The sequence below is a fragment of the Corynebacterium sp. CNJ-954 genome (assembly GCF_001942345.1).
Lineage (GTDB): Bacteria > Actinomycetota > Actinomycetes > Mycobacteriales > Mycobacteriaceae > Corynebacterium.
Window position 1 is genome coordinate 251,392 of the sequence record NZ_MKKI01000041.1, and the last position, 25,606, is coordinate 276,997.

At 67.1% G+C, this 25,606-nt stretch carries 20 protein-coding genes and 1 pseudogene; 8 read left to right on the forward strand and 13 right to left on the reverse strand.

Translation table 11 applies throughout. The annotated features are described in order from the left end of the window. From BJF89_RS12610 to BJF89_RS12635, 6 genes are read right to left on the reverse strand one after another with little or no spacing between them, the layout of a single operon-like run. Positions 1-975 carry an aldo/keto reductase gene (locus BJF89_RS12610; RefSeq protein ID WP_075815399.1) on the reverse strand — a complete coding sequence of 325 codons (975 nt, stop codon included), beginning with the start codon at positions 973-975 and terminating at the stop codon, positions 1-3. Positions 976-992: 17 nt separating this feature from the next. Then, positions 993-2,315 (reverse strand): alkylhydroperoxidase domain protein, encoded by a 1,323-nt coding sequence (locus tag BJF89_RS12615; RefSeq protein WP_075815291.1) that lies wholly within the window; start codon positions 2,313-2,315, stop codon positions 993-995. After that, a complete protein-coding gene (locus BJF89_RS12620) occupies positions 2,312-4,039 on the reverse strand; it encodes an ABC transporter ATP-binding protein (protein WP_255372640.1) in 1,728 nt (575 codons plus the stop codon). The genes BJF89_RS12615 and BJF89_RS12620 overlap by 4 nt, the downstream gene beginning before the upstream one ends. Before the next feature lies 1 nt (position 4,040). Next, positions 4,041-4,847, reverse strand: coding sequence for an ABC transporter permease (locus BJF89_RS12625; protein WP_083650775.1), 807 nt, complete (start codon positions 4,845-4,847; stop codon positions 4,041-4,043). Next, positions 4,847-5,788 carry an ABC transporter permease gene (locus tag BJF89_RS12630; protein ID WP_075815403.1) on the reverse strand — a complete coding sequence of 314 codons (942 nt, stop codon included), beginning with the start codon at positions 5,786-5,788 and terminating at the stop codon, positions 4,847-4,849. Before BJF89_RS12630 ends, BJF89_RS12625 begins: the two co-directional genes overlap by 1 nt. A 16-nt stretch (positions 5,789-5,804) precedes the next feature. Then, a complete protein-coding gene (locus tag BJF89_RS12635) occupies positions 5,805-7,499 on the reverse strand; it encodes a TIGR04028 family ABC transporter substrate-binding protein (protein ID WP_075815293.1) in 1,695 nt (564 codons plus the stop codon). Positions 7,500-7,597: 98 nt separating this feature from the next. On the opposite strand from BJF89_RS12635, the gene BJF89_RS12640 reads away from it, so the two are divergent. The 3 genes from BJF89_RS12640 to BJF89_RS12650 are packed head-to-tail and all read left to right on the forward strand — an operon-like array spanning position 7,598 to position 10,743. Continuing rightward, positions 7,598-9,679 (forward strand): FAD/NAD(P)-binding protein, encoded by a 2,082-nt coding sequence (locus tag BJF89_RS12640; RefSeq protein WP_075815294.1) that lies wholly within the window; start codon positions 7,598-7,600, stop codon positions 9,677-9,679. Continuing rightward, the gene (locus tag BJF89_RS12645; protein WP_075815295.1) at positions 9,676-10,299 is read left to right on the forward strand and encodes a DNA-3-methyladenine glycosylase; all 624 of its coding nucleotides are present in this window, start codon (positions 9,676-9,678) and stop codon (positions 10,297-10,299) included. Before BJF89_RS12640 ends, BJF89_RS12645 begins: the two co-directional genes overlap by 4 nt. A 30-nt stretch (positions 10,300-10,329) precedes the next feature. Further along, the gene (locus BJF89_RS12650) at positions 10,330-10,743 is read left to right on the forward strand and encodes a hypothetical protein (protein ID WP_083650741.1); all 414 of its coding nucleotides are present in this window, start codon (positions 10,330-10,332) and stop codon (positions 10,741-10,743) included. Positions 10,744-10,770: 27 nt separating this feature from the next. On the opposite strand, the gene BJF89_RS12655 is transcribed toward BJF89_RS12650, so the two are convergent. From BJF89_RS12655 to BJF89_RS12665, 3 genes are all read right to left on the reverse strand, one after another. After that, positions 10,771-11,091 (reverse strand): YdeI/OmpD-associated family protein, encoded by a 321-nt coding sequence (locus BJF89_RS12655; protein ID WP_075815296.1) that lies wholly within the window; start codon positions 11,089-11,091, stop codon positions 10,771-10,773. Between the two features lie 140 nt (positions 11,092-11,231). After that, positions 11,232-11,981, reverse strand: a complete 750-nt coding sequence (locus BJF89_RS12660; protein ID WP_075815297.1) for a hypothetical protein — start codon at positions 11,979-11,981, stop codon at positions 11,232-11,234. After that, a complete protein-coding gene (locus BJF89_RS12665) occupies positions 11,978-13,243 on the reverse strand; it encodes a cystathionine gamma-synthase (RefSeq protein WP_075815298.1) in 1,266 nt (421 codons plus the stop codon). The genes BJF89_RS12660 and BJF89_RS12665 overlap by 4 nt, the downstream gene beginning before the upstream one ends. A 156-nt stretch (positions 13,244-13,399) precedes the next feature. Here BJF89_RS12665 and BJF89_RS12670 point away from each other — a divergent pair, with 156 nt between their 5' ends. The 5 genes and pseudogenes from BJF89_RS12670 (at position 13,400) to BJF89_RS12690 (ending at position 20,220) form a co-directional block, all read left to right on the forward strand. Then, positions 13,400-14,008, forward strand: coding sequence for a sugar O-acetyltransferase (locus tag BJF89_RS12670; protein WP_083650743.1), 609 nt, complete (start codon positions 13,400-13,402; stop codon positions 14,006-14,008). A 152-nt stretch (positions 14,009-14,160) separates the two neighbouring features. Continuing rightward, on the forward strand, positions 14,161-16,062 hold the full coding sequence (locus BJF89_RS12675; protein ID WP_075815299.1) for a hypothetical protein: 1,902 nt from the start codon (positions 14,161-14,163) through the stop codon (positions 16,060-16,062). 157 nt (positions 16,063-16,219) lie between these two features. Further along, positions 16,220-17,089, forward strand: a complete 870-nt coding sequence (locus BJF89_RS12680) for a hypothetical protein (RefSeq protein ID WP_139312033.1) — start codon at positions 16,220-16,222, stop codon at positions 17,087-17,089. Between the two features lie 270 nt (positions 17,090-17,359). Next, a complete protein-coding gene (gene phoA / locus BJF89_RS12685) occupies positions 17,360-18,916 on the forward strand; it encodes an alkaline phosphatase (RefSeq protein ID WP_075815302.1) in 1,557 nt (518 codons plus the stop codon). Positions 18,917-18,988: 72 nt separating this feature from the next. Continuing rightward, positions 18,989-20,220, forward strand: a pseudogene (locus BJF89_RS12690) (dicarboxylate/amino acid:cation symporter). Positions 20,221-20,301: 81 nt separating this feature from the next. Here BJF89_RS12690 and BJF89_RS12695 read toward each other — a convergent pair. From BJF89_RS12695 to BJF89_RS12710, 4 genes are all read right to left on the reverse strand, one after another. Continuing rightward, entirely contained in the window at positions 20,302-21,411 is a 1,110-nt protein-coding gene (locus tag BJF89_RS12695) for a type IV toxin-antitoxin system AbiEi family antitoxin domain-containing protein (RefSeq protein ID WP_075815304.1), read from the reverse strand. Positions 21,412-21,589: 178 nt separating this feature from the next. Continuing rightward, the gene (gene lepB / locus BJF89_RS12700) at positions 21,590-22,309 is read right to left on the reverse strand and encodes a signal peptidase I (RefSeq protein WP_075815306.1); all 720 of its coding nucleotides are present in this window, start codon (positions 22,307-22,309) and stop codon (positions 21,590-21,592) included. A gap of 10 nt (positions 22,310-22,319) precedes the next feature. Further along, positions 22,320-23,099, reverse strand: coding sequence for an ABC transporter ATP-binding protein (locus tag BJF89_RS12705; protein WP_075815308.1), 780 nt, complete (start codon positions 23,097-23,099; stop codon positions 22,320-22,322). 11 nt (positions 23,100-23,110) lie between these two features. Beyond that, positions 23,111-25,168 carry a hypothetical protein gene (locus tag BJF89_RS12710; protein WP_139312035.1) on the reverse strand — a complete coding sequence of 686 codons (2,058 nt, stop codon included), beginning with the start codon at positions 25,166-25,168 and terminating at the stop codon, positions 23,111-23,113. Between the last annotated feature and the right edge of the window lie 438 nt (positions 25,169-25,606).

A 25,606-nucleotide genomic window follows, 5' to 3' on the forward strand; every position in this document is an offset into this window, starting at 1 on the left:
TCAGAAACCGTCGGAGGCGGCGTCGAGATCGGCGATCTCCTCGTCACTGAGCTGCAGAGTCGTCGCGGCGATCAGCGGGGCGACCTGCTCCGGGGTGCGGGCCGAAGCGATCGGAGCGGTGACCCCCTTCGCCAGCAGCCAGGCCAGGGCCACCGACGCCGGTTCAGCGTCATGGGCTTCGGCGACCGTCACCACGGCATCGACCACGGTGAACGGGTCGGCGTCCTGCTCGAAGTAGCCGCCCGTCTGTCCCTCGCGCGCAGCGCCCTCCAGATCCTCACGGCTCCGGTACTTACCGGTCAGCAGTCCCGAGGCCAGGGAGAAGTAGCTGAACACACCTACGCCGTACTCCTCGGCGACCTGCATGTAGCCGTCCTCGTAGTCCGACCGGGCGAGCAGGCTGTACTGCGGCTGGATGGCCAGCGGAATGGCGTGGTCGAGCTCGAGTTCACGTGCCGTCTCGAAGAACTCACGCATCCGGTCGGTGGAGTAGTTGGACAGTCCGATGTAGCGCACCTTGCCGGAATCGACCAGTTCAGCGGCGGTACGGACCTGGTCGGCGATGTCCACCGACTCGTCGTCGTAGTGGTAGTAGTAGAGGTCGACACGGTCGGTCTGCAGCCGTTCAAGAGACCGGTCAAGGTTGGCGACGACAGTGTCGTGGGCCAGACCCTCAGCGCCCTGGATGGCGCCGACCTTCGTCGCCAGCACCACCTTGTCGCGGTTGCCGCGGTCGGCGAACCACTGGCCGAGCACTGTCTCGGACTCTCCGCCGGAGTGCCCCTCGCCCCACTGGGAGTACATGTCGGCGGTGTCGATGAAGTTTCCGCCCGCTGCGAGGAACGCATCCAGCACGTCGAAGGACTCCTGGACGTCCGATGTCCAGCCGAAGGTGTTCCCGCCGAGGTTCAGCGGGGTGATCTCCAGATCGGTGCCGGGAATGGCGATGCGGGAAGTCGTGGGAAATTCTGTCATGGCGACCACGGTACGCCCTACCGGAAGCGTGCCGGAAGCTCCGGCTCCCCGAGTGACAGCATCAGCCGGTTCGCCCAGTTGAAGAAGGCGGCGCCGTTGATCACGTCGATGACCGAGCCGTCATCCAGTCCGGCAGCGCGGAGGCGCCGGACATGGTCGACACCGAAACTGACAGGAGTCGAGGTCAGTGCCACGGAGGCTGCTGCGATGGCGTTCCACGGCTCGGAGCCGAGATCGGCGTCGACGCCGTCGTCGCAGAGCCGTTGGATGTCGTCCTCCCGACCGGTGGATTCCTGCAGCGCGCGTCCGGTGTGCACCGACGCACAGTAGACGCAGCCGTTGTAGCGGCTGGTCACCGCCGCGGAGATCTCACGCTCGGCGCGTCCGGCGCCGTCGGTGACGTTGTAGAAGATGTCCTTGTCGGTCAGCGTCCTGGCTTCGAGCGCGTCGGGGTCGTGGGCGAGCAGGCGGAAGTAGGCGGACTTCGCACGCATGGGGTCGACCAGGGCGGTGCGCTGCCGGTCGGTGAGGTCCTTCTCCTCCACCGGCGGCACCCACGGCTGCCAGCCCAGGCTGTGGCTGACGAACCGTGTGGGACGGTGCAGGTCCGGATAGGTCAGGACGTCGAATGCGCCGCCGGAGAGCGGCGGGAACTCGTCGGGCGCCTGCGCGGCGCCGCGGCGGCGGCTGGGGCCACTGGTCAGCCGCCAGTAGCCGGCATCCGCGGCTTTCAGGGCGGTCAGCCCCTCTGCCGCCCGCAGCTGGAAGCACAGGAATGAGATCAGCTGCGCCAGGCTCACGACCTGCCGCGGCGTCCACCCCCACCAGGCCAGCGGTGCCAACCGTTCCGGACGGCAGTCCCGCGGATGAAAGACCAGCAGATGGGCGAACTCCAGGGCTGCGGCGAGCCGCTGACCGAGCACACCTCGCACGCGGGGATCCACCGTGAACTCCGGCCCACCGACGGACTCCTCCGCCAGGTCGGGCTCGCGGTAGGTGCCGTACGGTCCGACGGTGAGCCCGGCGTCGACGGACTCCCTCACCGCATTGACCACAGCGCGCTCCACCACGTCGCCGAGCAGGTCGGTGTAGAAAGCCGCACCGCGTCCCTGGTGCAGCCCGGCGACGAAAGCGGCGACGACGTAGCGCTCCGTGTCGGTGAATCCCCCGTCACTGTCCCCGTCGTCGTCGCCCGCCTCCAGCAGCACCCGGAAACTGTGCTGCGCATTCGTCCTGGCCTGCATACGGTTACGCCGTAATTCCGCGACTCTCTCACCCGGGCGGATCCCGGCGAGGAAATCAATGATGTCTGTGCTGTCTGTTCCGCTGCTGTCGCTCATAGTCCCAGGTTAAGTCCTCCGGAGCGGTAGCGCCGCCCCGGGATCGCGTCGAGGAGTCGGGTGGTGAAGTCGCTGGTCGGATGCTCGAAGATGTCCTCGGTACGCCCGGTTTCCACCTGACGCCCTCCAGACATCACCGACACGGTGTCGGAGATCTCGCGCACCACCGCCAGGTCGTGGGAGATGAAGACGTAGGTCAACCCGAGGTCACGTTGCAGCTCGTCGAGCAGGTGCAGGATCTGTGCCTGCACCGTGACGTCCAGGGCGGACACCGCCTCGTCGAGGACCACGAGATCCGGGTCGAGGATCAGCGCGCGGGCCACGGCGACGCGCTGACGTTGTCCACCGGAGAGCTCCGCCGGACGCCGGTCGGTCATGTCGGAGCCCAGCGCGACCCGGTCGAGTATCCCGTCGACCCTGCCGCGGATCTCCGGCCTCGAGAGCTCGGAGAGGTTCCGCAGCGGCTCGCCGACGATACTGCCGATGCTCTGCCGCGGGTCCAGTGAACTGTAGGGGTTCTGGTAGACCATCTGCACGCGCCGCCGCAGTTCACGGCGCCCCTTCGCATCCAGCCCATCCACCCTGGTGTCACCGAGCCGGACCTCACCGGAGGTCGGACGGCGGAAGGCGGTCACCGCCCGGCCGACCGTGGACTTGCCCGAACCCGACTCCCCGACGATGGCGTGGGTGGTGCCCGGCAGGACGGAGAAGGACACGTCATCCACGGCCACGGTGGAGCCGAATTCCTGCCGCAGCCCGGTGACCTGCAGCAGCGGGCTACGGCCCTCGGTGGGGACGGCACTGCGGTAGCTTGCGGCCTCCACGGCACTGACCAGGGACGGGGCGTCCGCCAGGAGGCGGCGTGTGTAGTCGTCCCGAGGTTCGGTGAGGATGCGGTCGGTCGGACCGTCCTCCCGGACCTCGCCCGAGCGCATCACGACCAGTTCATCGGCACGGTCCCCGGCCACCGCCAGGTCATGGGTGATGAACAGGACGCCGATGCCCAGTTCGGCACGCATGCGGTCGAGCAGGTCCAGGATGGTGCGCTGCACGGTGACGTCCAGCGCGCTGGTCGGCTCGTCGGCGATGATGAGGTCCGGCTCCAGCGCTAGAGCGGCGGCAATCAGCGCGCGCTGCTTCATACCGCCGGAGAGCTCGTGCGGGTACTGGGTGTAGCGCAGCTCAGGGTTGTCGATGCCGACCGTCCCCAGCAGCTCCACGACCTTCTCCCGGCGCGCCGCACGGTTACCGCGTCGGTGGATGCGCAGACCTTCGCCCACGGATTCACCGATGGTCTTCACCGGGTTGAGGGAGTTGTTGGGGTCCTGGGGGATCAGACCGATGCGGCGACCGCGGACCATCCGCCACTCACGTCGTGAGAGATCACGCAGGCTGCGTCCCTCCAACAGGATCTCGCCGCTCACGGTGGCGGTGGACGGCAGCAATCCGAGCGTGGCCATCGCCGAGGTCGACTTACCGGACCCGGATTCACCGACGATGGCGGTCACCCTCCCCCGGCGGACCGTGAGGTTGACGTCCTTCACGGCGTGGACGTCCCCACGGCGGGTGCGGTACGACACCGCCAGGTCCCTGATCTCCAGCAGCGGGGTCTCGGAGTCGCGGTGTCCGGGCGGGTGGCCGGGCGCCGGGGCGGTGGCGGTGTCCGGGCGCCACGACCCGTCGTCCCACTCCATCCTGTCCTGCCTGTCGTTCTGCTCGCTCATGTCAGGACTCCTTCCGCAGCGACTGGCTGAGGTGGTTGGTGGCCAGGACAACCAGCACGATCGCCAGGCCGGGCAGCACGGTCAGCCACCAGGACGTGGCGATGAAGTCACGGCCCTCGGAGATGATCAGCCCCCATTCCGGTGTCGGCGGCGGCGCGCCGTAGCCCAGGAAACCGAGGGTGGACAGCTGCAGGATCGCGCTGCCGAACTGCAGCGCCGCCAGGGCGATCACCGGGGTCAGCGAGTTCGGCAGGATGTGCCGCCACAGGACCTGCATCCCGGTGCCGCCCGACCCGTAGGCCGCCTCGACGAAGTCACTGCCGGCGACGCTGAGCACCTGGGAGCGGGCCAGCCGGGCGAACACGGCGACGTTGGTGACTCCCACCGCGATGGCCGCGTTGAAGGTCCCGTAGCCGAGCAGGATGATCACCGACAGGCTGAGCAGCAGCGACGGAATGGACAGCAGGACGTCCACGATGCGCATGACCAGCGCGTCCAGCCAGCCACGTCGCGCACCGGCGAGCAGCCCCAGCAATGAGCCCGCCACCATGCCGACGAGGACGGCGAGCAGCGCTCCGGCCAGGGACTGGCGTGCGCCCCACACCACGCGGGTGTAGAGGTCACGGCCCACGGCGTCGGTGCCGAACCAGTGGTCGGCGGACGGCGCGAGCAGTGGGGCGGTCTCACCGGACGACGTCGGGTCACCGGAGGCGAACAGGCCGGGTACCAGAGCCCAGGCCACGGCGATGAGCACGACGGCGCCAGAGAGCCACACGCCAGGTCGCAGGGATCGCACAGTCGACACCATCATGCCGTCACCGTCCTACGCAGTCGGGCGTCGAGGACCGGGTACAGCAGGTCCACGATAAGGTTGACGAGGATGAACGCCGCGGCGGCCAGCACGACCACGGCCATCAGGACGGGAGTGTCGCGGTAGGACACCGCGTCCACGGTTGCGGCACCGAGGCCGGAACGGTCGAACACCGCCTCGGTGATCACTGCCCCGCCGATGAGTTCACCGAAGGTGACTCCGGCGATGGTGAGGGCCGGGAGCAGCGCATTGCGCATCACATTGCGCCACAGGATCCACTGCTCCCCGGCACCGCGGGCACGCACCACGGTGACATAGGGCTGTCGTGTCGCGTCGTCGATCCCCCGGATCAGGACCTGGGCGATCGGCGCCGACAGCGGCAGTGCCAGCGCGATCGACGGCAGAATCAGCTCCTGGACGGCACTCGCGTGGATCACCGGGACCCAGGTGAGCTGGAAGCTGAAGGTCTGGATGAGCATGATGCCGAGCCAGAACGCCGGCAGCGAGATGAACAGCGGCGGCAGTGCGCGCAGGGCGCTGCGGATCCAGCCGAACGGGCCGGAGGTGGCCAGCACGGCGATGAGCACCGCGACGACCACGGCGAGGACGAACCCGGTGAGTGCCAGGGTCAGTGTGCTCGGCAGTGCCTCGGCCAGGGTGGTGGACACCGGGGTGCCGTTCTCCAGGGAGAAGCCGAAGTCGCCGCGCAGCATGCCGGTCAGCGAGTTCCAGTAGCGGGTCAGCACCGGTTCGTCCGCACCGTAGGCCTCACGCATCTGCGCGATCTCCTGCTGGGACAGCCCCAGCTCGGGGTTGGCGTAGCGGGTCTGCACGGCGTCCCCGGGCAGCGCGGTGAGCAGGATGAAGGCGAGCGTGAACGTCGCCCACAGCACCACCAGGGATTGTCCGATACGCCGCAGGACGGCGCCGGGGGTCAGTGAATCCATCCGGCTGTCACCCCTCCTCGTTCTGGTCGAGCGTCACCGGGTAGAACCACGGGCGGCCGATCGGGTCGGTGGCGAAACCGTGCACGTAGTCCTGCACGCCGTACACCTGCGGCTCCTCGAAGAACGGCAGGACGTAGGCCTGCTCGGTGAGGTAGTCCTGCACGTCGCCACTGGCGGCGGCGCGGGCGTCCTCGTCCGCCGAGCCGGACACCTTGAGCAGGAGTTTCTCGAGCTCGGGGTCGCCGACGGACTCGTCCCCGGTGTCATAGTTGAGCAGCTGATTCCGGTTCTGCGAGTAGTACTGGCTCTTGATCACGTCATAATCCGCCCGTCCGACCATCGTCACGTTGAGCTGGATGAGGTCCTGGTCGACCTGTGCCGCTTTCTGGGCGGCGACGTCCCCGGGGTACAGGGAGACGTCCACGCCGATGTCCCGCAACTGCTCCTGGACCATGGTGATGACCTCCCGGGTGCGGGGCTGCTGCTCGGAGTCGTTGGCGGTCAGGCTGAGCCGCTGGCCGTCCTTGACGCGGACGCCGTCCGGCCCCGGGACCCAGCCGGCCTCGTCGAGCAGGTCACGGGCCCGGTCAGGGTCGAAGACGTAGGCGTCCTTCTGTTCGCGGTAGCCGGCGGCCGTGCTGGCCAAGGCCGAGGTCGCCTTGGTGTAGGAGTCGCTGAACAGCGAGCTCAGGATCCGGTCGCGGTTGACCCCGGCGATGATCGCCTGGCGGACCCGGATGTCCGACAGCAGCGGATGCCGGAACCGGAACGCGAGCTGGTTGTTGACCCCGTTCGTCGGGGCGGAGAGGACACCGATGCCGTCGTCGATGAGGTGCTGTTCCTCAGGTGCCTCGATCTGTCGGGCGATGTCCCCCTGCGCCGACTTCAACCCGCCGACACGGACGCTGTCTTCCTGCGTGATCACCACGCTGACCCGGTCGACCTGCGGTGCGCCCTGCTGGCCGATCCCCTCCGGGGCCCAGTCGTAGTCGTCGCGGGCGTCCAGGGTGACTTCGGTGTTGAGCTGTTCGGCGGAGACGACGAACGGGCCCGAACCGATGACCTTCGTGGCACTGCCCGGCGCGAAGCCCTCGTCGGACTGCTCCAGGCTGGCGTCGGCGAGCAGGCCCGCGTTGAAGGAGCTGGTCGCCTGCGGAAACCCGGGCTCGGGGTCACTGAAGTGGAAACGGACCGTGTGGTCGTCGAGCACCTCGCCGCGCTCGTAGGTACTGATCTGCTCCGAGGAACTCAACCCGCGGTCCGGGTCGCCGAGGGCGTAGAGGTCGAAGTTGCGGACCACGTTCTCGGCCGTCAGCGGCGTGCCGTCGGAGTAGGTGACGTCGTCGCGGAGCGTGAAGGTGAACTCGGTGGCGTCGTCGTTGATCTCCGGCAGGTCCGTGGCGATCCACGGGTGCAGTTCCAGGGTGTCGGGGTCCTGCCACAACAACCGGTCGGTGATGTTGTTGAGGATGCCGCCATTGGGGTAGAAGCCGGCGGCCGGCGGGTACAGCGAGTTGTACGGGAGCGACTCGAGGTAGACCAGTTCACGGGCACCGGCGTCGCGGTGTCCGCCGTCGGAGGAGGCGCAGGCGGTGACACCGGCGGCCACGGCGACGGAGGTCACCGCAGCGAGGACGGCGACGACCATGCGCCGCACCGGTCGACGTGGCGGCCGGGCCGCCGGGGAGTGGGGAAACGTCATCAGCAAAAAGTGCTTTCAACAGAACTGAACAGATCTGTCTGTTCTTCTAGGGTGCGCCCACAGTAACACAGCAGTGACCGGGCGATACCATGGTGCCCATGAGCTCCAGCAGCACCAGAAGTACCGGACACACCGGCACCACCATCGTCGTCATCGGCGGCGGACCACGCGGCATCTCCGTCCTCGAGCGACTCAGCGCCCTGGTGCGCGACCGCAGTCACACCGCCACCCCTGCGACCTGCCCGGTCACCGTGCACATCATCGACGACGTCGCCGTCGGCACCGGCCGCATCTGGCGCACCGACCAGACACGCACACTGTGCATGAACACCCTGGCCGACGCCGTCACCCTGTTCACGGAACCGGGGTCCTCAGTGACCGCACCTGTGCTCGAGGGGCCGACCATGTACGAGTGGATCCGCCTGCTGCGTGGCGAATCCCTGGAGGACGGCCCGGAGGGGGCCGACCCGACCGGGGCGAAAACCGCGCTGTTCTCCGCCCACCCCGCCACCGTCCCGGACGATTTCGCCGACGAGATCGCCGGGTCACGGCCTGAATCGCATCCGTCGCGCGCCCTCTACGGCCACTACCTGCAGTGGGTCTTCGACACGGTCGTCGCCCGTCTCCCCGAGGGCCTGAACCTGGAGACCCACACCACCCGCGCCACCGACATCACTGCTCTCACCTCACCCGACGACGCCGGCCGCGACCGCATCACCCTGCAGGACGGCAACGTGATCGACGCCGACGCCACCGTCCTGGCGCTGGGGTGGACCGACACCGAACCCGATGCCTTGGAGACCTTCACCGCCCAGTCCGTGGAGCACTACCCCGAGCTGGCGTGGGTTCGTCCGGGCAACCCCGCCGACCAGGATGCCGACGCACTCCCCGCCGGTGAGAATGTCGTGGTCCGGGGCCTCGGCATGGGGTTGTTCGACCTCATGGCCATGGTCACCGTCGACCGGGGCGGACGGTTCCGGCGCGACGACTCCACGCGTTCCGGCCTGCGCTACGAACCGTCGGGACGCGAACCGCGCCTCGTCGTCTCCTCCCACCACGGATACCCCTACCAGCCGAAACCCGTCTACAACGCCCTGCCGCCCGCCGCCCGGATGCCGCGGTTCCGTGCCGAACTCACCGCCCTTCCGTCGGACGCCCCGGCGGGATCCGTCGACTTCGGCGACCGGCTGTGGCCGGCACTGCTGCGCGACGCCCACGAGGCGTACTACCGCGTCCTCCTGCGCGGGTCGGCCGACGACACCCTCCTCGCCGGCGTCATCGGCGTGATCGACAACTCCGACGACCCCTGGATGCTCCACGAGGACCCCGCACTGGCGGCACTGGTGCCCGATGCCGCGGACCGCTTCGACATACCCGGTTTCGCCGATCCCGTCGCCGCCTACCTCCGCCGTCGGACGGCGGACGGCGAGGCGACCCCCACTATCGACGAACTGACCGCACACATCGCCGACCGGCTCACCCGCGACCTGCACGAGGCCTCACTCGGCACCGACTCCGCCGTCAAGGCGGGGCTGCAGGTCATCGGTTCCGCGCGCAAACCCGCCCAGGTCGCCGACCAGCCCGGACGATTCACCCTGGAGTCCCGTCGCGGCGCCTACGCGGAACTGCGTCGCGTGGGCCAGATGGTCGGCTCCGGACCGCCCGCGTTCCGGACCGCCGAACTGCTCTGCCTCGTCGACGCCGGTTACGTCCGCTTCCTCGGCGGGCACCCGACGGTGGTGATTGACCCGGAAGCACCGGCGTTCATCATGTCCTCGGAAACCACCGGTGACCACCCTGTCGCGGCAACCGCCCTGGTGGACGCCTGGTTGCACAAACCGTCCGCACGCGACAGCGCCGATCCCGTCACCGCCGCCCTGGTGCGCGATGCCCGGCTGCGCCCGTTCGTCTTCTCCAGCGCAGAGACATCCTCCGAGATCGTCTCCAAGGCTCCGGAGGTGGACCTCACCACGTCACGGCTGGTGCATGTCGACGGGACGGTGGACCCGCGGGTCCACATGCTCGGCATTCCGCTGCAGGAGGTGCGTGCCGACATGACGATCTCACCGATGCCACGCACGGACCCGCTCATGCTGCAGGAGACGGACGCGGCAGCGGTGTCGGCGCTGACGGCGCTGACGACACTGTCGGTGCCGTCAGTGGCACCATGGAACGGATGATCGACTTCACCGCGTCCCCCGAAACCGTCGCCCCACAACTCCTCGGCGCCACCCTGCGGCGCCACACCCCCGAAGGCATGGTCGCCGTGGTGTTGACCGAGGTCGAGGCCTACCCCGGCGAGGGCGACCCCGCGTCACACACCTACAACGGCCCCACACCGCGCTGTCTCACGATGTTCGGACCTCCCGGCCGCCTGTACGTCTACGCCAGCTACGGCATCCACCGTGCCGGCAACCTGGTCTGCAAAGCCGAGGGTGCAGGTGCCGGGGTGCTGATGCGTGCCGGGCGTGTGGTCGAGGGCATGGACCTGGTCCGGCAGCGCCGCGGTCCGAAACCGACCGACGACGGGCTGGCCCGGGGGCCGGGGAACCTCGGTGCGACGCTCGGGCTCGACCTTGAGCTCAACGGATCGTCGATATCGCAGGACGGGCATGCCGAGGCTGCAGATGCCGCTGGCGCCACGGGTACCACCGGTTTTCATCTGAGCGCCGCCAGTACTCCCGTTGACTGGGTGGCGGGCCCCAGGATCGGAATCTCGAAGAACAAGGAAGCGCCGTTGCGGTTCTGGATCCCCGGCGACCGGACGGTCACGACACCGCGGGGCCGTCCACGGGTGTAACGGCGTTTCGCACGTAGGCTGGGTCTCACCATGACACCTACACCACACTCCGCATCCGCCAACACGGAGTCCCGCGACGGCTGGACGTACATCGACGGCCTCGCGGACGCTCACCCCGGGACCGTGAAGTCCGACTACGACATCCCCCGCACCGACTACACGCAGGCGAAACCCGCAGTGGAGCGGCTCGCCCGGGTCGACGGGACCATTGTGACCCGCCTGGCGTTCCGCGAGGGCGACGTAATGGCGGACCACACCGCGGCGGCTCCGATCCTGATTCTCGGGCAGGCCGGCACCGTTGAGGTATCCGTCCAACGCGACGGCGACGGCGGCACGGATCTGGTGACGCTCTCCCCCGGCTCGGCAGTGCACATCGAGGCAGGGCGCGTCCACAGCTTGCGTGCGGAGGAACCTGCTACCGCGACACTGATCGTGCTCGGCTGAATACGACGGCCCCCACCGTCCCCACACTCAGCGGTGTTTACATCCGGGCCAGCAGCAGGGGCGGCGCTTGCCTTCCTCCAGTTCCTCACAGGTACGTCGCACGCGGCGGGCGCGTGTCGCGGACTGCTTGGCGTCCTCCACCCAGCAGATGAATTCATTGCGGGCCAGTGGAGTGATGTCCTCCCACAGCTCCAGGACGCTTCTGCTCACCGACGGGCTACCGTCGTCACCGTCTCCCCGTGGGCCACCGAGCACTGCGGCACGCAGGTCGTCGGGCAGTTCGTGGACGACACCGCCCGACACCGCAGCCGTAGTGGACGAGGCACCTGAGGATGTTGGTGTGGTCATGGTTCTGAAGCTACACCGTGGATACCGACGCCACCAGAGCTCCGGACGTACCGGCGCCGAGCCCCTCATTCACACCGCATTCGCAAACATTCACACCGATTCACACATTCGTGCACGGCACCTCCCCAGGATTGAATGATTCACACACGGTAGGCGCGGACAGCGTCCCACCTGGGGTCTTTCTCCTCGTCGACCACAGTGTCCCCGTACTGCCAGGCGGACGCGACGGTACGCAGCGTATTCAGCACCGATCTGTCGACGACGGCCGGGGATGTCGAATCCAGGTAGAAGTGCAGCGTGTCCGCCCCTGGCCGGAACTCGGTGACCGCGAGGACCCCGGCGTTGTTCTCGTCGACAGTGTCGGCGAGTGCCTCCCGGACAGCACCGGAGCGGTCCTCGATCTGCGCCATCGTCAGGTCCGATGACGCCACCGCATCAGTCACCAGCGTGACCGACACGCGCAGGTCACAGCCCGGGGCCACTGTCGGGGACAACGGCAGGATCACCTGCGCCGTGGCGAGGACCCCGTCATGATCGACGTGCAGGTCCGTGCGAGCCGGACGGCCGTCCGGGTCGACTGCCTCGCTGGCCATGCGGTCCACCCGGTTCTGCACGTCGGCCATGCTCACGGCGTTACCGGGACTGCGGTCGGTGACGGTCACCTCACCCAACCAGGCGTCCGCCCGCTCCGCACCGAGCGCGGCCTCGAGCATCGCGGTGGCCGCCTGGGCGTCGGGCGCACTGTCGCCGGACGGTCCCTGCGCACCGAACAGGCTGCGGCGCAGGGCCTCTGTCGCCGCCGAACCCCAGTCCGGGTGCCACACCTCCAGGTTCAACACGGTGTGACCGGCGGTGATCCCGATACGGCATGCAGCGGGGTCAGGGATCACAGGGCGTCCAGGGCCTGCGCGAGATCGGCGAGGAGGTCATCGATGTTCTCGATGCCGACCGAGATGCGCACCAGGTCATCCGGCACCTCCAGTGCGGACCCGGCGGCGGACTGGTGGGTCATCTTCGCCGGGTGCTCCAGCAACGACTCCACCCCGCCGAGAGACTCCGCCAGGCAGATCAGGCGGGTGTTCTCGCAGAACTGCAGGGCCGGTGCCTCACCACCGGCGAAGCGGACGGAGACCATGGCGCCGAAGCCGTCCATCTGCCGGACGGCGATGTCATGCCCGGTGTGGCCGGGCAGCCCCGGGTACAGCACCCGGGAGATCTCGGGACGCCCGTCCAGGTACTCGGCGACGGCCTGCGCGTTGGCACAGTGACGGTCCATGCGTACCCCGAGGGTCTTGATGCCGCGGTACGTCAGGTACGCGTCGAAGGGGCTGGGCACTGCGCCGACACCGCCCTGGAGGAAGAGGAGCTCACCGTCCAGATCCTCGTCGTCAGTGACGACGACGCCGCCCACCACGTCCGAGTGCCCGCCGAGGTACTTCGTGGTCGAGTGCATCACGACGTCCGCCCCGAGCGCCAACGGACGCTGCAGGTACGGGCTGGCGAAGGTGTTGTCGACGACAAGCTTGGCGGGGTGGCCCTTCAGCGCGTCAGCCGTGGCGGCGATGTCGGTGATCCCGAGCAGCGGGTTGGTGGGGGTCTCGAGCCAGACCAGTTTCGTGTCCTCACGCAGTGCACCGGCGACCTGCGCGGTGTCGGAGGTGTCGACGACCGACACCTCCACTCCCCAGTCACGGTAGGTGGTGTCGAGGAGACGGAACGTCCCGCCGTAGGCGTCGTTACCGAGGATGACGTGGGCACCGGGGTACAGCAGGGCGCGCAGGACGGTGTCCGTCGCCGCCATCCCGGAGGCGAACGCCCGCCCGAACTTCGCGCCCTCCAGCGCTGCGACGGTCTCCTCCAGTGCCGTGACGGTGGGGTTGCCGCACCGCGAGTACTCGAATCCCCCGCGCAGCCGGGCGACTCCGTCCTGCGCATAGGTGGTCGACGCGTAGATCGGCGCGTTGATCGCCCCGGTCTGGCCGTCCGGCTCGTAACCCGAATGGATGGCATTCGTGTCGAACCCGAACGGGCGGCCCGCAGCGTCAGTCAGTCGCTGGCGTGCCTGCAGGGCTGCGGCGCGGCGGGCGGCGGTACCGGCGTCAGCGCGCGTTTCATGCTCATTGGGCTGGCCGGACTGGTCGTCGCTGCTCATGTCTGCTCTCCTGGGCTGTTCGGGGGCTGTTCGGGGGCGGTTTCAGGGTTGGGACTGTGGCCTGGTCAGGGCTGATCGTGGCCATCCTACCGGACCAAGCGGTCTACACCTGGACGCGCCCCTCCCCTGATGCGGCACTCTGGCAGGCTGGGCGGCATGACTGACAGCCACACCGAAGACGACCTCCGTACCGCCGCCGACGCCGACGCCCGCACCATGTGGGAGCGCATGGTCGCAGGAGAGTACTACCTGGCCACCGATCCCACGATCTCCGCGGCGTCACTGGCGGCGAGGTCCGCCTGCTTCCGCCTGTCCCAGACCGACCCGGCCGAGACTGGGTCATGGGATGCGCAGGTACGCGACCTGCTGGGCAGCGTCGGCACGGGGACGGAGGTCTGGCAGGGGCTCCGGGTCGACTACGGGACGAACATCCACCTGGGGGATGACGTGTTCATCAACGTCGACGCGACGATCCTCGACGTCTGCCCCGTCACCCTGGGTGACCACTGCCGGATCGGCCCGGGCACGAAGTTCCTCACCCCGTTGCACCCGTTGGAGAACCATGAACTGCGGGCGAGCGGCTGGGAGTACGGTGCGCCGATCACCCTGGGCCGCAACGTGTGGTTCGGAGGCGGGGTGACGGTGTGCGCCGGGGTGACCATCGGGGACAACGTGGTCGTCGGCGCGGGCTCCGTGGTGACCCGCGACCTGCCGTCGGACGTCCTGGCCGTGGGAACACCGGCACGGGTCGTGCGGGAGCTCTGAGAGTGGCCTGAACGGAGCAGACCCGGGGTACCCACGGGGGTAAGAATGTTACGGGTGTTACTAATGTGACTGAAGTGACGTATGTTACTTATGTGAAACTTCCTCTCCTGTCACATTCGTCCCGTTTGCCGTAGCACCGAAAGCCTCAACCCGTGACTATCTTCCGCCGCACCTGCCGCAGCATCGCCGCTGCCGCCACCGCCGTCGCCCTCAGCGTGGCCATGCTCCCCACTGCCACCGCACAGGAGGAGCCTCTCGCCGGTCCCGACGAGCGCCCCGCGTCCAACCCCGCCGACATCGACCTCGGCCAGATCGGGGATCTGCTCGAGAACGAGATGATCCTCGACTACGTCGAACTGTGCCAGTCCGGCGATCTCAGCAACCTCCCCCTGAATGTCGCAGACACGGACGGGGAAGCGGACGACAGCCCGGAGGTCACCGCCGTCGCCGACTGCAGCCAGTCCACCGGTGACGGCATCGCCGTCGTTCTTCCCGAGAACATCGAGGTCGGGGCCGCGGCCGAAGACATGACCATCGACCTCGGTGACGACATCACCATCCCCCTGATCGGCACGTTCCGCCTCGGGGAGCGCAATCTCATCGAGATTCTCAGCGCCGTCGTCCTGGACAAGGACAGCCTGAGCCCTGCCGTGCGGGCGGCGGCCAAGGCCCTCGGTTACCCCAGCATCGAGCCCCGTCGCCTGGGCGCCTACAGCACCTATGCGCAGGTTCAGCAGGATGCGGCGCTGCCGGTGAATGCGATCAAGGAACGGTACTGCGACGGTATCCCTCTCGGCAGTCGTTGCATCGGGACATGGCGGGAACGGACCGTCGACACAAACCTCACCAAGCGCACCGAGGCCCTGAAGATCGCCGAGTACCTCACCGGCCAGAAGTACGACTACGCCAAGCCTGTCGAACTTCCGGAACGTCCTGCGCCGCGCGGCACCTCCACCATCATCGGTGACGGCACCCAGGTCGCCGCGTCCATGCGCGGCGGCGACGCCACCGCCGAAGCCCACGAACTGTTCGGCCTGCCCGGCATCGCCCTCGCCGCCGCCGACGAAGACCGCAGCTCCATCTCCTACACCCGTCTCGGCTTCGCCTCCGCGATGAACATGGACACCGACGAAATCGGCCTGACCTGGTTCGGCGGAGCACTCGACTTCGACCGTCTCCGTGAGGACGGCATCGTGGACTTCGCCGGCGAGGAGGTGGAGGACATGATCAACACCGTCGACGACCTCGACGTCCCCGCCCTCAAGGAAGTCAGCTGCTTCGGACTGAACTCCCGCGCCACCGCCGAAGGACTGGGCAAGTGCTCCAACATCCTCGGCACCATCGACACCTACCAGGACCTGCGTGACCCTGAGCCCGGTGAGCACCGCCAGACCCAGGTCGGCATCACCGACGTCACCTCCCTCGTCCTCGGCAACGACGCACTGCTCAAACAGTTCACCGGGGACGCCGAGAGCACCCCGTTCCTCGACGATCTGATGCACAACGTCACCTCCGAGGATGACCGCCTGAAGTTCGCCAAGGACTTCGTCCGGCTGACCTCCGACACCTACACCGACGAGGTCGAGACCCCGCAGCTCGACGAGAACGGCAACCCCGTGCTCGACGAAAACGGCGAACCGGTGATGGAGACCACCACCCGTACCACTACGGCTGCACTGCTGACCAGCGACTACGGCTTCCGTGACCCCATCACCGTGGAATGGCTGGGCCAGCGCGTGGTCTTCTTCCCCGCGGCTGAGGTCAACGGGGACGAGCGCCCCAACTACCTCCACCTGCCGGAGATCGAAGCCGTCACCGAGGACGCCGACGCCGGTCTGCTCCCCAAGGTCAGCCTGGTCACCTGGGACAACGCTTTGGGTCTCGGCACTGTCGCGCTGGACGACCTGTCCCGGCCGGACGTCATCTTCGCCAACTGGCTTGACAGCGTGACCCTGGTGGACGACATCGTCTGGCTCAGCGGGCTGCTCGGCGGAGCGGGCGGAAGCTCCGGATCATCCGGTGGGGGCGACGACGCCGAGGTGCCTGCCGCGTAGCGTCCGACCGCGTTCAGCGCCCCACGGCGCACCGCGACAACCACCCACAGGGCGGAATGTGAGTCTGAGGGCGCTGAGTTCGCCAACTCAGCGCCCTCAGACTCACATTCCGCCCTTCCCCACACGAAGAGTTCTGACAAATGCTTATATGATTGTCATGACGTTTCCACGAACTTATGCACAACGCCTCCGGCGCACCGCGACTCTCGGTGCCGTCGCACTCCTCACGGCAGCCAGCCTGACCGCCTGCGGCAGCGACGACTCCTCCGACGACGAAGCGCAGAACCCGACCGAATCCGCCGATGACGGCTCAGCACTGGAGAATGCCTCGACAGCCATCTCCGAGCACACCGACCTTCTCTGCACCGGTCCCGCCGTCTTCAGCGGCGATGACTCCGGACGCGAGGCACTCAACTGCGCGTGGGACTATTCCGCCGGAGCCCCGCCCGAAGGGGAGATGAGCGACATCCTGATGTGGTCGGATTCCGACGTCAAGGACCGGGCAGCCACCCTGCAGGCAGACTTCGATCGTCCGGGTGGACTCGGTGCCGGTGGCGCCGAACCCGACTGGTCGCACTATGAGTCCATCGCCGACCTCGGTGGATACATTGAGGCCGATGGTGCCCGCGGCGTGTGCTCCGGCAGCGCGTCCGACTGCTCTGACCTCGCCGATGAACTGGGATGGACGTTCACCAGCAACGCGGAGATCGCCGAGGAGATGAAGACCTTCACCGGATGGAGCAACCTCCAGGAGGCGCGTGAGGATCTTCAGGAGAAGCTGCAGATGCTGTGCACCGACATCGAGGATGCCCCGGCTGGCGGCGACGCAGCGACATGCGGGAATGCCGTCCTGACCTTCGGCCTCTCCGTCGACGACCTCGAGGACGCTCAGGCATTCGAGGGCACGGACAAAGCCGACCTCAGCAAGGTCGAGTCGGATGACTGGCGCATGATCTGCCGGAACGACGACTCTGACAACTGTGACGACGTCGCCGAGTACACCGGCGAGGAAGTGACAGCTCTGTAACGGTTCCGGACGGAGTGTTACGCACCGTCCTCGGTCGACCACCCGGACTTGTCGGCGGTGGTCCGCATCCCGCCCCGGGGGATTCTGCGAGCGCTTCGCCCGCTGGTCGGTCGTCCTTGTGCAGGTGAAGTCCATACGTTCAAAAAAGACAAGACCCACGTGCGGTTCACAGGTTGTTCATCTCCAGGGTCCACAGATCTCACCGTCGGTTCACGTCGGCTCCGTAGCGTCACGGTCTGTTCCTGACGTTGTCTCCACAGAGAGTAGATCGTGAAACACAACCGCACCGCCGTCGCCGTCCTGAAAACCGGACTGGGAATCGTCGGCACCGTATCCCTGGTCGCCACCGCCGCCGCCTGCAGCGACAGCAACGCCAGCAACCCCAGCGCCAATTCGGCATCCGGCACCCCCGCCATCCAGCACCGCGAGGCCGACGGTGACCTGTCCACCAACGGTGGCGCCCGACGCCTCGACGGCGACCAGGGCGACTACGTCCGCGACGCCGTCGCCGCCACCGGCGCGAAGAACGTCATCCTGCTCATCGGTGACGGCATGGGCGATTCCGAGATTACCGCCGCCCGCAACTACGCCGAAGGCGCCGCCGGCAGCTTCAAGGGCATCGACGCCCTCCCCGTCACCGGCCAGTACACCCACTACTCCCTGAACGAGGACGGCACACCGAACTACGTGACAGACAGTGCGGCGTCCGGCACGGCGTGGGCGACCGGCACCAAGTCCTACAACGGGGCCATCGGCGTCGACATCCACGGCGAGGCACAGCAGAACCTGATCGAGAAGGCGAAGGCCGCCGGCCTCGCGACCGGCAACGTCTCCACCGCAGAGATCCAGGACGCCACCCCGGCCGTCCAGGCCGCCCACGTCGCACAGCGCAAATGCTACGGCCCCGAAGACGGGGAGAAGTGCGGCGACGACCTACTCGACAAGGGCGGTAAGGGCTCGATCTCCGAGCAGTACCTCGAGTCGCGCGCGGACGTCACCCTCGGCGGCGGTGCCGAGAGCTTCGCCCAGACCGCGAAGGCCGGCGAGTGGAAGGACAAGACGCTGCTGGAGCAGGCCGAGGAGCGTGGGTACCAGCTCCCCACCAATGCCTCCGAGCTCGACGCACTCACCGAAGCCAACCAGGACTCCCCCGTCCTGGGACTGTTCTCGGAGGGCAACATGCCCGTGCGCTGGGAAGGCGACACCGCCGAGAAAGAGGGGTACCTGAAGCCCGCCCAGGAGTGCACCGACAACCCCGAGCGCACCGAGGACGTCCCGAAGCTCGCGTCGATGACCTCCAAGGCGATCGACCTGCTCAGCAACAACGACGACGGCAAGGAGAACGGATTCTTCCTCCAGGTCGAGGGCGCGTCCATCGACAAGGAGGACCACGCCGCCAACCCCTGCGGTCAGATCGGTGAAACCGTGGACCTGGACGAAGCCGTCCAGGAGGCCGTGAAGTTCGCCGAGGAGGACGGCGAGACGCTCGTCCTCGTCACCGCCGACCACGCCCACACCAGCCAGATCGTCGGTGGCATGAGTGAGGACGACATCAAGGACATCGCCGAGGACAAGGGCATCAGCGTCGAGGAGGCCCGCGCCACGGTCTACCCGGGACTGTCGCGCAACCTGATCACCCGCGACGGCTCCGAGATGACCATCGCCTACGCGACCTCCGACAACGTCGACACCCAGGACCAGGGCCACACCGGTACCCAGCTGCGTATCGCCGCCTACGGCCCGTCCGCCGCAAATGTCTCCGGCCTCACCGACCAGACCGACCTGCACTTCACCATCGCTGACGCACTCGGGCTCGACGAGGAATAGTCGGGCACTACAGAGGGCAAAAGTACTACCCCCGCTATGCCCGGGGATGTGCGGTGGCATATCGTCACCACCATGAGTTTCAAGAAGCTGGCGAGCTCCCTGCTGTTCCGGATCGTCATCGCCATCATCCTCGGTATCGTCTTCAGTCTCTTCTTCCCGGAGTGGCTGGCCCGGGTGTTCGTGACATTCAACGGCCTGTTCAGCAACTTCCTGGACCTGTTCATCCCGGTCCTGATCTTCGCGCTGATCACCCCGGCAATCGCCGGCATCGGACGTGGAGCCGGCAAATGGCTCGGCCTCACCGCCGGCATCGCCTACGCCTCGACGATCATCTCCGGGCTCATCGCCTTCGGCGTGGCTGCGGCGAGCTACAGCTGGTTGCTCGGCGACGAGAAGATCAACACGCTCGTCGACATCGACGAGGGCGCTCTGAGCCCCTACTTCGACATCGAAATGCCGGCGCCTTTCGAGGTGATGACCGCGCTGATCCTCGCTTTCTGCGTCGGTCTGGCCATGACGGCGGTGAAGTCGGACACCCTGCACACCGCTGCCCGCGAGCTCGAGAGCGTGGTCATGAAGGTCATCAAGACCTTCGTGATCCCCCTGCTGCCGATCTTCGTGTTCGGCGTCTTCCTGTCGATGGGCATGAACGGCAACCTCATGGACGTCATCTCGTCCTTCGCGAAGGTCCTCGTTCTGGCGGTGGTCATGACGATCCTGCTGCTCCTCGCCCAGTTCCTCTTCGTCGGCGCCATCGCGAGGCGCAACCCCTTCAAGGCCCTGGCCACGATGATGCCCGCCTACGCCACGGCACTGGGCACGTCGTCGTCCGCAGCGACGATTCCGGTGACCCTGGAATGCGCCAAGAAGAACGGTGTGCCCGACAATGTGGCGGGCTTCGTGATCCCCCTCTGTGCGACGATCCACCTCGCCGGGTCGATGATGAAGATCACGCTGTTCGCCCTGGCGGTGATCCACATGTTCGACATGGACGTGAGCACCGGCCAGATCATCGGCTTCCTGCTGCTGCTCGGCATCATGATGGTCGCCGCCCCGGGCGTGCCCGGTGGCGCGATCATGGCTGCCGTCGGCGTCCTGCAGACCAACCTCGGTTTCGACGCTGACCAGATCGCCTGATGATCGCCGCGTACATCGCCATCGACTCCTTCGGCACCGCGGCGAACGTCACCGGTGACGGCGCGATCTCCATGCTGATCAACAAGCTCTCCAAGGGGCGTATCAGCGCCACCGCCGACGAGGACAAGATCGACACCGAAGGCGTGCTGAACACCAGCGAGGCCTGATGCGTCAGCTGTACGCCGTCCCGCTGGGATTGTTCTAGCCTGGGGCACACATTCCTGCCGGAAGCGTGTCCCAGGCTAGAACTACTCTGACCGCTGTTCCCATCTCTGTGTGGCCCGGCCGATGGCGTTGCGGATGGTCTCCATCATCTCCGTGCGTTCCTTCATCGCCGCGCTGTCGACCCGTACAGCCTCCCAACGTATGTCGCGTAACTTCTGGAACAAGCGGAAGTCAGTGTCAGTGGTCGTCACGTCCGCATGGTGGGCCCCGTCGTAGTACAAGGCGATCTTCAGCTCCGGGCAGGCGATGTCAGGACGTGTCACCGTCTTGCCGAGATCCACGGAAACCTGGGTACTCCAGCTGAAACCCGCAGGTAGTTCATCCCGGACGATGAGACGCAGAACCGTTTCCCGCGGCGATTCAGCACCGAACCCGGGGTCCGCGAGCGCACACAGCATCTTCAGCTCACCGGCGTCGATGCGGTGGCGCGCCGCAGCGGTAATCTGCCGGACGGTCACCCAGGTGCACTGGAGAAAGGCGTCGATGAACTGCACCGCACGAACCTGTTCCGGACGCAGGCCCACGACGGGTGGAACAGGCCAGTACCGTTTACCGGAGATGATGGTGGTCAGGCACTGTACCGCCGCAGTCGCTGCATCCACGACGTGCAGCCCCGGGAATGCGCGGTCCGGCCGGACGGTACGGATGCCTGGGGGCAACGGCCGCAGCACCGGGGAGGACGCTCCCGCCGACGGTCCGTCCTGCGCCATACTTCCCTGTTTCGACGTCCCCGTGAGCAGCACCACCGGCGCTTCATCGGCCCAGTGGACGAGTCCATGGCATGCGGCCGCCGACCAGTACGCCACGACGGCACGCGGATGCACGAGGGAGTGGGCGCGGGCACGGGTGACGATGTCATGACAGTAAAGCCCGGTGTCACCGTGGTGGCCCGCTGGTCCGAGACGGGCATGCCGGAGGTGCTTCTCCGGCAGCGGTGGAAGGTACACCCCACGGGAGACCCGTTCGTGATGCTTGGCGACCGAGCGTCGTGACACTCCGGACGCCGTCAGCTCCCTCCGCGTCACAGGCAGCCGCGTCGGCAGGACTCGGCGTGTGTACAGCGGGCCTCGCCCGGGCAGGATTCGCCCCTCCCGCTCCGCAGCCTGCCACAGTTGTCCCCCGAATTCCCCCATGCGGACATTCTTTCCTGACGCCACCCGGCGCGCAAGGGATTCCGCAGGAGAAGCTCCCCCGGGGCGAATAGTTCTAGCCCGGTGCACGCGTCTCCCATAGAAACGTGCACCGGGCTAGAACAATTCTCGCGCCGCGTGCCAGCCGCGTATCAGCGACGGCGGAACAACGCCGGTCGGCCTAGTCCACCCCGCCGATACGGCTCAGCGGCCAGACCTTGAACTGCACCTTGCCGACGATGTTGTCCAGCGGGACCATGCCCTCCTCCGGATCGCCGGCGAGGTTGTAGTACCGCGAGTCCTTCGAGTTGGTCCGGTTGTCACCCATCAGCCACACCTTGTCGTCCGGCACCGTCACAGGGCCGAAGTACTCGCCCTGGCAGGCGTCAGACCCCGTGGTCGGGTCAACGGGGTACGCCTTCGGGTCCAGTGTGAACGAGTCGTCGACCTTCTCTCCGTCGACCATGATGCCCGGGTCACCGTCCTGGCACTGCACGGTCTGGCCGCCGGTGGCGATGACACGCTTGACCAGCGTGAACTCGTCCGGTGCCAGGATGCCGATCTTCTCCAGGCCGGTCTGTACTCCCTTGACCAGCGGCTGGGATGACCTGGTCGACACATAGTCTTCCGACCAGGCACCCGTGCCGGTGAAGACGACGACGTCGCCGGGGTCCACGTCACCGAAACGGTAGGACACCTTGTCCACGAAGATGCGGTCGTCGGTGCAGCCTTCACAACCGACGAGCGTGGGCTCCATCGACTCCGACGGGATCTGGTACAGCCGACCGATGAAGGTGTTGAACAGGCCGAGCAGCAGTATCGCCACCACAAAGGTGACGAGATACTCCACCCATGCCGGGCGCTTCTTCTTCTCTGTCACAGGTTCACTGGAGTCAGTCACCCTTGAGAGCCTATCCGCTGAAGGCGAACCAACGCCCCTCGACCCGCTGGAGCTGCACGTCCATGTCGTAGAGCACCCCGAGGTTCGCTGCGGTCATCACCTCGTCGACCGGCCCGGACGCCCGGACGCCTCCGTTCCGGACCATCAGCACGTCGGTGGTGGAGGCGGCGACCTCCTCGACGTGGTGGGTGATCAGCACCGTCGTCAACTGCGGGTGGGACGCCCGGAGGTCGTCGACGACCCGCAGCAGCGTCTCGCGTCCCGGCAGGTCCAGCCCGGTGGACGGCTCGTCGAGCAGCAGCATCTGCGGGTCCGTGACCAGGGCACGGGCAATGAGTGTCCGGGCTTTCTCACCCTGGCTCATCTGACTCCACAGTCGGTCGGACTTGTCGTCCATCCCCACCAGTTCCAGCATCCCGGTAGCGTGCGCCTGGTGCGGGGTGTAGTCGAAACGTTGGATGTAGCCGTTGGACGCCGACACCCCGGAGAGCACCGCCTCGTAGGCGGAGATGTCGTCGAGGCGTTGTTTCGGGTCGACGTAGCCGATGCGTTTCTGCAGTTCGCGGACGTCCGTACGTCCGATCTGCTCACCGAGGATCTGCACGCTGCCGGTGGTGGGGTACAACCGTCCTCCGGCCAGCTTGAGGATCGTGGACTTGCCGGCCCCGTTCGGCCCGAGGACTGCCCAGTGACTCCCGGCCGGAATCGTGAGGCTGACATCCTCGACGAGGTGGTTCTCCCCACGGCGGACGGTGACGTCGGTGATCTGCAGTGCGTTGCGCTCGTTCATACGGGGTGAGGCTACTCCCCACCGGCGTGCTGCAACTCAATCTCCCTCGACGTCCATTCGCCGTCGGCACGGCGGGTGTGGAGGCGCAACGAAGTCCTGTCGGCGGACCATGCTGTCGTGGCGTCGTCGACCTGCAGGTGACGGGGCCGGCCAGGGCCACCCACCAGGAGCAGCACCTCGAGTGTCTCGGGGTCGAGGCGCCGGAGCTCGCTCTTTCCGTCATAGGTCTCACTTTTCACCAGGAGGCAGCCGTCAGACGCGGTCACATGGTGGATCTGGTAGCCGTCGGCGCTCTCGATGTGCGCGGTGCGGATCTCCTGCAGCTCATCGTCGAGATAGCTCACCGTCGTCCCCTGCCAGGTCATGAGCATGTCGCGGGCGACGTGCAGCGCCGCGGGAGAGTCGAACGGCCCGACGGGCAGTTCCCGTTTCCATTCCACGGTGCCGTCGTCGGTGAGGTGACCGAGCCGTTGGACGCCCCGGTCCACGGGGAAGCCGTACATTCCGCCCTGCACCATGTGCGTCCAGGAGTCTTCCACGTCGTACCTGCTCACCACCCATCCGCCGTGTGGATGCCGGACGGCGCCGGGGAAGTCCTCGAGCACGGCAGGCCGTTCTTCCTCGACAATGCTGCCGTCGTCCCCCACCAGGAACGTATGTCCCACCGCGTCTACCCGGCACCCGTCCCCCGCCCTGCCACGGACCCGCGCGATATACATCGGTGCGGCGTCGATACGCAGCGGCAACGCTACCGCCGTCGACTCACCCGAGGCCATGTCGGTCCGCCAGACGATCGGCAGACGGAGGTCACCACGCCACAGGACGGGGGCGTCGACGCCACCAGTGACGGCGAACCCCTGCAGTGCTGTCGGACGCTCCAACTGCGCCGGTTCCGGCGGGGTGGCCGTGTCCAGGTCCAGGGTGACGAGGATGGGATCGACGCCGAACTGGCCTCCACCCTGGATCCATACCTTCGGGACGGACCGTCGGACGGCAGGGACGTCGACCGTCGTATACCCGGACCGGTACCGCAGTCTGGTCACACGCCCACGGGTCGGGGTGAGTGGTGTCTCCGCCGCCCTGTCAGAGCTCTGGTGGAAGCGGCCGGTCAACCGCACCTGCCCCAGAACGGGCCGCGGCGCCTCCCACAATGCCGACCACCCGTCGCCGCGCAGGATCATTGACCACCGCCCGTTGGTCAGGCCCACGGGACGCTCCACCGTCGTTTCCTCGGCGTAGGCGTCGACCGTCACCACCGTGCCGTCTGTGTCGCCCGCATCGATTTCCTCGAACCACAGGAACATGTCGACTGTGCTCCCCACGTCATACGCCGGACGGTTCAGGTCCATGTAGACCCACCATGCAACGGTGACCGGCAGAATCCGGTGGTCCGCGGGCGCGGCAGGTGGGTAGGGTACGGCGATCCGGTCGAGTTCCCCGGCGACGATCGCACGTGCCCGGGTCTCGTCAATGGGACGCGCCAGACGGTCGACGAGGATACTGTCGGCCGGTTCACCGGCCCACCGGAACTCCTCATCACCGATACGGCCGGGGAAATCCACGTCGATGAATTCTGCGCACTCGCCGCCATCCCGCCACATCGCGGAGAGAGACACCAGAACGCCGGTCTCCGCATCGACGATGCACTCGGAGCGATTGCCGGTGATCGACCACGATTCCCGACCGTCACGTTCTACGGGACGGACGTCTCCCCTGCGATCAGGGACGTACTGGCGTCGCGTGATGAGTGCGGATTCCACGCAGTGGACGTCGACCCGCCCATCCGTCGCATCGACGACTGCCCCGTCCTCTGCGAGGACGAGGGTCCGCCGACCGTCCTCGAGCAGCAGCGGGGTGCCGTCGAGCCTGGCGAGAGACCGTCGGCCGTCCGCCCAGACAAACCGGTAGTCGCCGGCGGGGAGTCGGAGGACCTCTGCCGGCTCCTCTGCCTGCACGGTCAGGTCCAGGCTGCCGGGATCATTGTGCAGGCGCAGAGTAGCGCGGACCGGCGGTCCGTCCAGACTGTTGCCGTGCTTGACGAGATCTACCAGATCGGACCATGTCGGCATGGTGGTCACGTTACAGTGTTTTCGTCCCCGTGGATTCTCCAGGGAACGTATCTCGACTCCTCCCCTGCCCTCGGATCCCGACGCTCAGCCGGGAGCAGACGCGCGCTAAAACGCCCCCGTGCACATAACCTCCGAGTCGCCCTGCTAGGCGCCACACTTTCTGCACCTACCCCTTTATGGTCTGATACCTGCTGGTCATGGCGTTCCGTAGCGGGCAATCCAGATTTTTCCCGATAAACATTGTGTTCCAGGAATACATATTGTACTGTGAACCACACTTTACATAGTGTGTGTTCCACAACACACTTCACGCCAGTCAGATGGAGGTCGCCTAGCCATGACGACAACAGACAAGAAGACGTCACCTGCCAAGGGTGGTGTCGCCGCAGACAACGGGTTCACCGCTGAAGAACAACAGTGGGTGGACAAGAAGAAGTA